An 11,719-nucleotide genomic window follows, 5' to 3' on the forward strand; every position below is an offset into this window, starting at 1 on the left:
GTTTTATTGCAGTAAAAATTAGCCCGCAGCAGCGTCAACTACTGGAATCTTGCCAATTTTTGCTTGCCAGATTTTAGGTGCAGTCGCGTGAATAGAAGTACCATTCACATCAACCGCTACAGATACCGGCATATCTTTTACCACAAACTTGTAAATTGCTTCCATACCCAGGTCAGCAAAGGCAACCACTTCAGCTTCACGAATAGCTTTAGACACGAGGTAAGCAGCACCACCGACAGCCATCAGGTAAGTTGCCTGGTTGTCTTTAATGGCTTCAACGGCAGCAGGACCACGGTCCGCTTTACCGATCATGCCAAACATGCCAGTCGCTTCAAGAACTTGACGTGTGAATTTGTCCATACGCGTTGCAGTTGTAGGACCTGCAGGACCAACTACTTCATCACCGACTGGATCAACAGGGCCTACGTAATAGATAAACTTGCCTTTCAAGTCAACAGGAAGTTCTTCACCGTTATTTAGCATGTCGACCATACGTTTATGCGCAGCGTCACGGCCAGTGTAAATTGTACCATTAAGAAGCAGAGTATCGCCTGGTTTCCAGCTATTCATTTCTTCTTGGGTAATCGTGTCGAGGTCAACACGTTTAGAAGATGAAGAATCCCAAGTCACAGCAGGGTAGTCTTCAAGTTTAGGTGCTTGAATGTGTGCAACACCTGTACCATCTAACTGGAAGTGTGCATGACGAGTTGCAGCACAGTTCGGGATCATACCGACTGGTTTGCCCGCAGCATGACATGGGTAATCTTTGATCTTAATGTCTAGAACAGTGGTTAAGCCGCCAAGACCTTGTGCACCAATACCCAGAGCATTTACTTTTTCGAAGATTTCGATACGAAGCTCTTCCATTTTGCTTTGTGGACCACGACGAAGCAATTCGTCCATGTTGATCTCTTCCATCAATGCTTCTTTAGCAAGCATCATGGCTTTTTCAGCAGTACCACCGATCCCGATTCCCAGCATACCTGGTGGACACCAGCCTGCACCCATGGTCGGAACAGTTTTCAGTACCCAATCCACGATTGAATCAGACGGGTTTAACATTGCCAGTTTAGATTTGTTTTCTGAACCGCCACCTTTGGCTGCCACAGTGATATCGACTTTATTACCAGGCACAAGCTTGTGGTAAATCACGGCAGGGGTATTGTCTTTGGTGTTCTTGCGACCAAATGCAGGATCAGCCAGAACTGATGCACGAAGCACGTTCGAGTTTTCTAAATAACCTTGACGTACGCCTTCATTGATTGCATCATCCAGGCTCATGGTTAAATCGAATTTAACGTCCATGCCCACTTCAACAAATACGTTGACGATACCGGTATCTTGACAGATTGGGCGGTGGCCTTCTGCACACATGCGTGAGTTAATTAAGATTTGTGCGATCGCATCTTTAGCAGCTTTGTTCTCTTCACGATCATACGCACGGCTCATCGCTTGGATAAAGTCTTGTGGGTGATAGTAAGAAATGAACTGAAGCGCATCTTTAACCGATGTGATCAAGTCATCTTGCTTGATAATAGTTGTCATACAAATATCTCTTGAGCGGGCTGATAGCTAGCGGGCTAAATTATAAGACAAAAGAATCGGGTTGTGGGCATTTTGGACGAGCATTGGCCGAAAGTTTATAGTTTAAGCAATCTGAGCAAGGACTTTAGCTATTCCATGGGTCAAATATGACAGCAAGTTGTCATATTCAATGTCATATTTCAGATAAAAAATACGCATAATTTTGCTTATTCCATATTAAGTAGTTGAATTTTATTAATTATTTTAAATTTAATAAAAAACAGATTGTCATATAACTGTCATAAAACTTTTACATAATGCAGCTATTGAAACGGGAGATCCTAACAATGGTTACAGGTATTTTGATGGCAGCTGGTTTTTGTGTATATATCGCTGCAACTTGGATGTACGGTCAGAAAGAAGATCAAGCCTAAGCTTTATCTTCTTTTTTATTTTAAGACCTCAAAGAATTAACCTATCTTCAAATCTTCAAATCTTCAAATCTTCAAATCTTCAAATCTTCAAATCTTCAAATCTTCAAATCTTCAAATCTTCAAATCTTCAAATCTTCAAATCCAGTTATAAAAATATTTGAAAACTCAAATTTAAAAAGTATCTCTCCTATAGCTTACTCAAGCCATGTTGACCATTTACATTTTTAACCCAGAAAAACTCAAAGCCTGAAAACCCTTACACATGCGGCATTTTTTATTGCTTAGACTGTTTCTCTCAACTTCTAGAAACAGGCAAGTAGAATGAACAATTTTAATGCAAGTGATATTAAAGAACATGCTTCAGTCATTGCTTCATGTGGTACTCAAGTCGGGAAGGTGGACCATTTAGAAGGTCAGGATTCAATTAAATTAACAAGAAGTGATGATGAAAATAATGAGCATCATCTGATTCCCTTGAGTTGGGTAAGTGAAATCAAAGACGATAGCGTCGTGCTCAATAAAACGGCGGAAGACGTGCATAAAGAGTGGACCACCTTATAAAAAACTAAAGTCAGTGGACTGAAAAACAGGGCTGCCTCAGCTTAATTTTTTATGTCACAGACTTTATGGGTAATCGTTGAAAATGCCAGTTCGAAAGACTGGCATTTTTATTGTTTATTAAAACGAGATAATGATCGCGTGCTGAATTTATTGAAGCTATGAGTGTTTTTTTATAAAAAAACCACCTGATTTTTCAATCAGATGGTTTGGAAAACTTAAATTCAAGAAGTATTAAGCTTCTTGCTGCTCGGCCTGAATCGCGGTTAAGGCAATGGTAAACACGATGTCATCGACCAAGGCACCACGCGACAGGTCATTGACCGGCTTATTCAAGCCTTGCAGCATTGGCCCGACACTGACTACATTGGCAGCACGTTGTACCGCTTTATAGGTCGTGTTACCGGTATTCAGATCCGGGAAAATAAATACATTGGCACGTCCAGCCACTTGTGAATCAGGTGCCTTTTGGCGCCCCACGCTTTCCACCGATGCTGCATCATATTGTAATGGCCCATCAATCAACAGGTCAGGACGACGTTCTTTGGCAATGCGTGTAGCTTCCGCGACTTTTTCCACATCAGCGCCAGTACCCGAAGTTCCTGTCGAATAGGAAATCATGGCAATGCGTGGATCTATACCAAAGGCTTTGGCAGAATCGGCGGACTGGATTGCAATTTCGGCCAGCTGTTCTGCATCAGGGTCCGGATTGATCGCACAGTCACCATACACATAGACTTCATCTGGCAACAGCATAAAGAATACGGAAGATACCAGTGAGTAATCCGGAGCAGTCTTAATCAGCTGGAAAGCAGGACGTACCGTATTCGCCGTGGTATGCACTGCACCCGACACCAAACCGTCAACCTGATCCAGCGCCAGCATCATGGTGCCAAGTACTACTGTATCTTGCAGTTGTTCACGGGCCTGTAGTTCGTTGAGCTTGCCTTTACGCAGCTCCACCATCTTGTCGATGTAGTTTTCACGCACCAGATCCGGATCAAGAATTTCCAGATCTTCAGGCAATTCAATACCGCGAGCTTTGGCTACTTCTAGCACAGCTTCAGGCTTGGCCAGCAAAATACACTGTGCAATACCACGCGCCTGACAAATGGCCGCAGCCTGTACGGTACGCGGTTCATCACCCTCTGGCAGTACAATACGTTTTTTCGCAGCAATCGATTTCTGTACCAGTTCATGACGGAAAGCGGAAGGTGACAGACGTGGCTTATAAGAACCATTCAACATTTGATTCAGCCATTCCGGATTGATATGGCTTGAAACAAAACGTGTCACCTGATCTGCACGTTCGGTATCATCCACTGGAATTTCATTGCTGAGATTTGCCAGTTTTTGTGCGGTTTCAAACGTGCTGAGTGGTGTATGTAAAATCGGTAAACCTTGCTTGATGGCAGCCTGGCAGAATTCCAGTACATGATCATTTGGCTGTTGATGTTCAGTCAGCACCAGACCGGCCAAAGGAATCCCATTACTGCTGGCCAGACTACTTGCCAGTAATACATCAATCCGGTCAGAGGCACTAATAATTAATTCGCCAGCTACAAACTTATGTAGTTCATGTTCAATATTGGCTGAAATCAGACTGCTGTGTTGCACACGGCGCTGTTTGGCTTCGCCTTCGTTGATCCAGTAGGCAGAAATATGGGCAGCCAGATCAGACATGCGTGGCACACTTAAGGTTTTACTGAAAGGCACCAAGCCAATCACTGGCAATTTTTCAGAACCAATATGCGGATGCGTCTGCTGAATAGCTGTAATAAATTCGGCGGTTTCAGCTTTAAGGCGTAAATCCGGATTCAGCGTGACAGGAATCTGCGCAGATTCTTCAGGCAGGCCTTTGGTGCGCATCAACATGATGCCCGCAAGGCGGGTAGAGCTAGCGCCACCAAAATTACGCAGCTGATGTTCAACTTTATCCGCGGTTTGGCTTGGCTGCTGAATATTGGCATTGCTGACGACAATAACTTTGGCATCAAGAGCCTGCGCTAGTGAAGCATTCAAATCATCGGCAAAACTGTCCTGAGTATTTGGCAGCAAACCTTCGACAATAATCAGGTCATGCTGTTTGGCAATTTGACGATGCAGACGTACTGCTTCTTCAAGCAACTCATCCTGTTCACCCAGATTGATCTGCTGCAAGACTTTGCTATAACGGATGGGTTCAACAGTTTCACTTTGAGAAATATGACGATACAAAGCCGTGGTGCGGTCTTCGATTTCATTCAATTCCTGAGCAAAAGGTTTCAGGAAACCAGCTTTTACCCCTTGGCATTCCAGTGCATAAATCAGGCCCAAACATGCAGAAGTTAAGCCTACGCCTTCCCCAGTGGGAACCAATAAAATTGTTTTCATAAGTTATGTCAGTCGCAGAATAATAAAAATCAGTTAAAAAGTGGCTAAGCCTGCTTATGCAGGCGTTACCTCAGCTTTAGACTTTTTTGCAGTATTTCGCTCCACTTCAAGTTCAACAACACTTTGAACTTCCTGAGCAATACGGCCTTCTTCATCTGTTGGCACTACCCAGATTTGTGGGCCTGTGCCTGAATCGATTCGGCCTTCGGTACCGCGTTTCAATTCATTGTTGGCGTTTTTATCCAGATTGAAACCAAAATGAGGCAGGTAAGTCATGGTCTTTTCACGGATATATGCCGAATTCTCGCCAATACCGCCCGTGAAGAACAGGCCATCAAGACGTGGCAGACCACAGCTCAACGCTGCCAGAGACTTAGCTAAACGGTAGCAGAATACTTCAATCGCCAATGCAGCATCTTCATTGCCTTGTTCTGAAGCTTCAATCAGGGTACGCATGTCATTTGACAGGTCAGACAGCCCTAAAAGACCACTTTGGCTATTCAGCATCTTGTCAATTTTGTAAATATCCCAACCCAGGTTTTTCGCCAGGAAGCTGTGCAGGCTTGGATCAACATCGCCACTGCGTGTGCCCATAACAATACCTTCAAGTGGAGTTAAACCCATTGAGGTATCTACACTTTTCCCATTCCAAACGGCACAGGTCGAGCTACCATTACCTAAATGCGCGGTTAACCAGCCACCTTGTTTGAAACTGCCTGCCAGTTCAGAACCACGCTCTGACACATAGGCATGACTAGTCCCGTGGAAACCATAGCGACGCACACCATGGGCGGTATATAAAAATTTCGGCAGGGCATAACGATAAGCATGCGCTGGCATGGTTTGGTGGAAGGCAGTATCAAATACCGCAACCTGTGGTAATTCCGGGAATAAACGTTTAGTGGCTTCAATGCCAATCAGGTGTGCCGGATTATGTAATGGTGCAAGCGGCGTTGCTTCACGAATTTTTTCAATAATCTCGTCATTGATCAGTTCAGCCTTGGTCAGGCTGCCACCATGTACGACACGGTGACCGATCGCGTCCGGACGGTAGTTGGCCAGACGTTCCAGACCCACTTCGAGTGCTTTTTTGTGGTCAGCAAATGGAATGTGGATATCGACCGGCTCATTGCCAACTGTCACACCTTTAATGCGAGCATTCTCTGTGCCTAAGTTCTCAGCTAAACCATGAATACGGAAATTCTGCTCCTCAAGAAGTAATGCAAACTTGATTGAAGAAGAGCCACAATTAATAACTAATACTGATTTAGACACGATTGATTACCCAATTTTTAATTAAAATTCTCGTCCATTTGCTTGACCCAATTGCGAACAATGAAGCAGCAATCCAGATCAATGAATATGTTTTAACATTTGTTTTTTTTCTGTCCTAGATAGACTTTAGCAGATTAGACTTAAGCATTATCGACCGATTTAACAATAATAACTAAAATTTATCAGTTCATAGTTTTCATTTATAAATAAAATGATGCTGAAAATATAATCAATATCAACAAAATTCTAAATCCTGCTTAAAGTTTATTTTGCAACAGATTAATTTTTAAGTTTAGCGCCTGAAAAGGCAAATATTGTTTCTAAATACAATTCTATAAAGAGATTCATTAATAAAATGACCCGAAGGTTCTAATCCATCTATTTCCGTTTCAATTTTTCTGTCCATAAAAAAACAGCCTCATAAATGAGGCTGTTTTAAATGCGCGATCTGAATACTTATTGGCGAATCTGACCATCACCAAAGACAATCCATTTCTGCGAAGTCAGGCCTTCAAGTCCGACTGGGCCACGAGCATGGATTTTATCGGTCGAAATCCCGATTTCTGCGCCTAAGCCATATTCAAAACCATCTGCAAAACGAGTAGAGGCATTGATCATGACCGAACTTGAATCTACACCTGCCAGAAATTCACGTGCCAGACTGTAGTTTTCCGTAATGATGGAATCGGTATGATGCGAGCCATATTTGTTGATGTGCTCAATGGCTTCTTCTATACCAGAAACAACTTTGATCGCCAGAATCGGACCCAGATACTCGGTATACCAGTCTTCTTCAGTGGCCGTAATAACTGCATCTCCAAGAATACGCTGGGTTTCCCGGCAACCACGCAGTTCAACTTTTTTCTCTTGGTAAAGCTCTGCGATGCGTGGCAAGAATTCTTCAGCGACTTTTTCATCGACCAGCAGGGTTTCCATGGCATTACATACACCATAGCGATGGGTTTTGGCATTGAGCGCAATAGGCAATGCTTTCAACAAATCTGCTTGAGCTTCCACATACACATGACAGTTGCCATCTAAATGTTTAATGACCGGTACGCGTGCTTCCTCGGTAATTCGTTCGATTAGGCTCTTGCCGCCACGAGGCACAATCACATCCACATATTCGGTCATGGTAATCAACTGGCCCACTGCAGCGCGGTCAGTCGTATTCACGACCTGTACGGCAGCCTCAGGCAAGCCTGCGACTTTCAGGCCATGCTGAATCGCGACTGCAATTGCCTGATTCGATTCCAGAGCTTCTGAGCCGCCCCGTAAAATAATGGCATTGCCTGATTTGAGCGCGAGTGATGCCGCCTCCAACGTGACGTTAGGACGTGACTCGTAGATCATGCCGACCACACCCAAAGGCACACGCATCTTGCCCAGTTGAATCCCGGATGGGCGATAAGCCATATCACTAATTTCACCAATCGGATCTTTCAGGCCAATGACATCTTTCAGGCCCTGTAACATACCTTTAAAGCGCGCGGGGTTGAGTTCTAAGCGATCAAGCAGGGCAGGGTCCAGATTGTTATTATGCGCCTTAGTCATATCTTTCTGGTTAGCAACCAAAATAGCAGCTTGGCTATTTTCCAAAGCCGTATAAATAGCGGATAACGCATTATTTTTAGTTTGGGTGGACGCGCGAGCCAAAATGCGAGACGCTTGGCGTGCCTGCTGTCCTACCGTTTGCATGTATTGTTCAATAGACTCTTGCATAGCGGTTTGATCACTTAGAAATTTCATTTCGATATTAACAGCCTGCTGCTGCACAATGAAGCCCATCTATTAAAAATCATCCGTTTTCGCAGACTTCTAAACATTTTGAAATTGTTTTCTGTTTAAAAGTAGATAAGTGGTCACTGAAGCGGTTGCTTGTGAAAAGCAGCTCTGTATAGAATGAAACACGCGGCATTGATGTCATTTATAATTATTAAAGAGCAGGATGCGTGTTCAGGCACACCGGAATGCGCCTGAAATATAAGATCTGTTAAGCATGACTTGCACAATAAAAATAAGGCAAGGACGGAGGAAAAGGAATATGAATTCCATCATTCATATGGATGCCCATGTATTGGAACAACCTAGCCATAAGGGCTTTTTTGATCTTTATGATAAGCACAGTTTTAAGCAGCCGCCACGCACCACCTGGATGGATGGCTGGAAAATCGAATATATGGCGATCGCCCGTCCAGATACCTTACATTTAAGACCAATGGTGATTATTGGGGGAGCTTTCCAGAATTTTAACTCCTACAAATATTGTGTAGAACAGCTTTTTGATGCAGGTCCCATCATTCTGATTGACCTACCGTCCATGGGGGCCAACCAGCAGATTAGTAATGTCGATACGGGGCTGTCTGCCGGAACACTGGAGCTTGAAGACCTTGCTGCGATGCTGGGGCGCTGGCTGGAACAGATGCAGCTGCCGCAAGTGGCAATTCTAGGCATGTCCTTGGGTTCAGTGGTGGCTTCCTGTTTGGCAGATCAGCGTCCTGAACTGGTCGATCGGATGATCCTGATGGGTGTGATGCAGAAAACCCGTAAAAGCTGGCGGATGCTGCTGGAAGAGTCTTTGCATCTAATGAAAGAACAGCGTATGGATGAATTTGGTCAGGCCGTCATTTTGTACCTGGTGAATCATGCACGTTTAACAGAAACCCGGATGTCACCGACTGCAAAGCGTTTGTTCTTTAAACAGATGGCGGAATTTACGGCCACCGAACAGGATCGTTATGATATCAATTGCAACCGTTTATTGCGTCTGACCAATGTGCCGATTCCACAGTGCAAAGTGCTGGTGGCATGTGGGCAATATGACAGTTTTACCTTGCCACATGAGAATGCCAATTTTGCCCTGCAATGTCCGAATATGCAGTATGTACAAATTGCAGGCGCCGATCATGTACCGCAGTTACAACGTCGTAAAGAAACCATGCATCTGTTTGCAACCTTCTTACGTGATGAACCGGTCGATCAGTTGCCGGGAATTATTCCGTTTAGCCCTGAGCAGATACAGCAGCTTGAACGTCGCGGTGAAGAGCGGATTCAGGTGCAAGATTCACAGCGTTTCCTCAGTCATCGTCATTCTGATCTCATTTTAAAAGCAGAGATCGTGGACATGAATTTCTTTGGGGTATTGCTGGAGTTAGATGTAGAACAGGCAGTATGCGCAACAGCTTATCCACGTGATCTGGCCTTGCATCTGGAAGATGAAGTTGGGGAATTTCAGATTGAGTGCCTGATCTTTGAACAGGATGATACTCAGCTGCGTGCTTTATTCAAACATGGCAGTTTTGAAGTCGCAGAACGCTTATTACGCTTTGTACAAATGCAAAAAGTACTGTCACAAACTGAAGTATTTGATGCAGCAATTTAAAAAACAGCAGCATTAAAAAACAGCGTACTTAAACGCTGTTTTTTTTCACGGCATGAATCATCCAGACCAGATCACCTAAATGTTCATCCTGTTCATGAGTCGGGTTTGGCTGATGAGGCTCGGCAAAATAACGTTGTGGTTGTTGTACCTCAACCTGGTCAAATCCTGCATCTTGAAAAAAGTGCTGTAGTTCTTGAGGGGATTTAAAATGAAAGGTAAACGCACTGCGAGACATGAATTTAAGCAGACGGCTACTGCTCCAGATAAAGTTCGCTAGTTTATTTTTCACCGGTTCGGGGTAAATATCGCTGAGATAGTGAACTGCCTGGAAATACTGCGCATTTTCTGTAATACCCTGCATCAGAATGCGTAACATCTGCTGATCAAAATAATTAATCAGTCCTTCACTAATGACCACTAAGGGCTGGTTGCGGTCAAACATCTGAAAAATACAGTCCAGTTCTTCACTAAAAATATCGGCAGTCAGGACTTCAGGTGCATGCTGATCAATTTGCTGTAAAGCCTGCGTCTTGATCTTGGCCATATCAGGCAAATCCAGTTCACGATAATTAATCTCTGGAAATTTCTGTCTGAAATTCCAGCTGCGGGGAGATAGTCCGCAGGCAATTTCAAGAACCTGAAGTTGTGGATGTTGCTCAATTAGTTGACACAAATGCTCATCAATCATTTGATGACGCTGCTTAAGTGTCGTACGCATGCTACCGCCGACATGGCGTTCTGCCCAGGATTCAAGTGGGTGAAGCAGTTTGGCCAGAATTTTACCTTTAGTGGTCGCAAAGGCTGGATGCGAGATCCCCATTTGATACCAGATATAGCCGGTATAGTGCGCAGTAAATGAAATATGGCGATGTTGTGAAAGTGTTTCTGTCATATCGTTCTTACCTTATTGTTATTTTTAAATTGATTAAATAATTGTGTAACCTTTTCATTACTATAATTAAAAAGGAACACTTTGTCGTGTTCCTTTTTTTTGTGTTGACTGGATTAAAAAGCTTTAGCTCATCTGCTGTTTGAACGCCACTATTTCATCACGGATATTGCGCCATGCTTCTCCCAGATCAAGCTCTGACCCAATCTGGATGTTCGGGATGTTGCCGCGCATACGTTCCAGACGTTGCTGGTTCGGAAGGGGCAGATCAACAATCCCTTCCAGTGCAATACATTGTGCTGCACGATCATTGCAGACTAGCCCCATATCACAACCCGCTTTGAGTGCGGCCTGAATTCGGGCATCGGCACCGCCTGCGACACAGGCGGCCTGCATGCTTAAATCATCTGAGAACAGGACACCGTCAAAACCAAGCTCCTGACGTAAAACTTTCTGAATCCAGAATTCAGAGAATCCGGCTGGATTGGGATCCACCTGGCTATAGATGACATGAGCCGGCATTAAAGCATCCAGCTGTGGTTGTAACTGGATAAATGTTTGCATGTCTTTTTGCTGGATCTCTGCATAGGAGCGCGTATCAATTGCTGCAGCAACATGCGAGTCCGCTTTGACCGAGCCATGACCGGGGAAATGTTTACCAGTTGAAGCCATACCGGCACGTTTCATACCTTTTAGAAATGCACTGGCGAGTGGAATAATGTCCTGGATATTTTGGGCAAAGCTACGATCACCGATTACATCACTGATGTCATTCAAGTCCAGTACCGGTGCAAAGCTGAAATCAATTCCAACAGCCAGCACTTCAGTCGCCATCAGCCAACCGCATTTTTCAGCCAGTTCAAGGGCACGTTGTGGATCGCTCGTATAAAGTTCGCCAAATTTACCCATGGCAGGCAGCAGGGTAAAGCCTTGTCTTAAACGCTGTACACGACCGCCTTCCTGATCGACCGCAATTAAAATATCAGAACGCACCTGACGCATATGATCGGTCAAAGCACGGACTTGCGCCGGAGATTCGATATTGCGACCAAATAAAATCACTCCACCGACTTGCGGCGCACTTAATAGTTCAATATCTTCTTGAGTGAGGGTTGTGCCTGCGATGTCGAGCATCAATGCGCCAATCATATGCGGAATCCGTTTTAGAGTTTTTCGGAGAAAACAATACCTGAATTCTGCAATGATTTGCTACACTTTCTCAGCACAGAATATGATAAAACTACACGACATAAACATATTAAGTTGTTTAAGATGCTGAATACG

At 44.2% G+C, this 11,719-nt stretch carries 8 protein-coding genes; 2 read left to right on the plus strand and 6 right to left on the minus strand.

The window, feature by feature from the left end; all coding sequences use genetic code 11:
• Window positions 1–18 precede the first annotated feature (18 nt).
• A complete protein-coding gene (locus MWG72_RS03520; RefSeq protein WP_004278405.1) occupies window positions 19–1,545 on the minus strand; it encodes a fumarate hydratase in 1,527 nt (508 codons plus the stop codon).
• Between the two features lie 734 nt (window positions 1,546–2,279).
• On the opposite strand from MWG72_RS03520, the gene MWG72_RS03525 reads away from it, so the two are divergent.
• Window positions 2,280–2,519, plus strand: a complete 240-nt coding sequence (locus tag MWG72_RS03525) for a DUF2171 domain-containing protein (RefSeq protein WP_005107915.1) — start codon at window positions 2,280–2,282, stop codon at window positions 2,517–2,519.
• Window positions 2,520–2,750: 231 nt separating this feature from the next.
• On the opposite strand, the gene pta is transcribed toward MWG72_RS03525, so the two are convergent.
• From pta to MWG72_RS03540, 3 genes are all read right to left on the minus strand, one after another.
• Entirely contained in the window at window positions 2,751–4,889 is a 2,139-nt protein-coding gene (gene pta / locus MWG72_RS03530) for a phosphate acetyltransferase (protein ID WP_247143239.1), read from the minus strand.
• A gap of 54 nt (window positions 4,890–4,943) precedes the next feature.
• Window positions 4,944–6,164 carry an acetate/propionate family kinase gene (locus MWG72_RS03535; protein WP_086044120.1) on the minus strand — a complete coding sequence of 407 codons (1,221 nt, stop codon included), beginning with the start codon at window positions 6,162–6,164 and terminating at the stop codon, window positions 4,944–4,946.
• A gap of 456 nt (window positions 6,165–6,620) precedes the next feature.
• Window positions 6,621–7,886: a glutamate-5-semialdehyde dehydrogenase gene (locus tag MWG72_RS03540; protein ID WP_004278400.1), complete on the minus strand. Its 1,266-nt coding sequence runs from the start codon at window positions 7,884–7,886 to the stop codon at window positions 6,621–6,623.
• Window positions 7,887–8,208: 322 nt separating this feature from the next.
• On the opposite strand from MWG72_RS03540, the gene MWG72_RS03545 reads away from it, so the two are divergent.
• Entirely contained in the window at window positions 8,209–9,546 is a 1,338-nt protein-coding gene (locus tag MWG72_RS03545) for an alpha/beta fold hydrolase (RefSeq protein ID WP_247143240.1), read from the plus strand.
• 28 nt (window positions 9,547–9,574) lie between these two features.
• Here MWG72_RS03545 and MWG72_RS03550 read toward each other — a convergent pair whose 3' ends face one another.
• Window positions 9,575–10,438 carry a class I SAM-dependent methyltransferase gene (locus MWG72_RS03550; protein ID WP_247143241.1) on the minus strand — a complete coding sequence of 288 codons (864 nt, stop codon included), beginning with the start codon at window positions 10,436–10,438 and terminating at the stop codon, window positions 9,575–9,577.
• 123 nt (window positions 10,439–10,561) lie between these two features.
• Complete coding sequence (gene nagZ / locus MWG72_RS03555; protein WP_247143242.1) at window positions 10,562–11,584, minus strand: beta-N-acetylhexosaminidase; 1,023 nt, start codon at window positions 11,582–11,584, stop codon at window positions 10,562–10,564.
• Between the last annotated feature and the right edge of the window lie 135 nt (window positions 11,585–11,719).

It is taken from the genome of Acinetobacter lwoffii, from assembly GCF_022967985.1.
In the GTDB taxonomy this organism is placed as follows: domain Bacteria; phylum Pseudomonadota; class Gammaproteobacteria; order Pseudomonadales; family Moraxellaceae; genus Acinetobacter.

Excerpts from the sequence above, each read along its gene's own strand:
- pta (WP_247143239.1), bottom strand. The coding sequence starts at position 4,889 with ATGAAAACAATTTTATTGGTTCCCACTGGGGAAGGCGTAGGCTTAACT.
- MWG72_RS03545 (WP_247143240.1), top strand. The coding sequence starts at position 8,209 with ATGAATTCCATCATTCATATGGATGCCCATGTATTGGAACAACCTAGC.
- MWG72_RS03520 (WP_004278405.1), bottom strand. The coding sequence starts at position 1,545 with ATGACAACTATTATCAAGCAAGATGACTTGATCACATCGGTTAAAGAT.
- nagZ (WP_247143242.1), bottom strand. The coding sequence starts at position 11,584 with ATGATTGGCGCATTGATGCTCGACATCGCAGGCACAACCCTCACTCAA.
- MWG72_RS03540 (WP_004278400.1), bottom strand. The coding sequence starts at position 7,886 with ATGCAAGAGTCTATTGAACAATACATGCAAACGGTAGGACAGCAGGCA.
- MWG72_RS03550 (WP_247143241.1), bottom strand. The coding sequence starts at position 10,438 with ATGACAGAAACACTTTCACAACATCGCCATATTTCATTTACTGCGCAC.
- MWG72_RS03525 (WP_005107915.1), top strand. The coding sequence starts at position 2,280 with ATGAACAATTTTAATGCAAGTGATATTAAAGAACATGCTTCAGTCATT.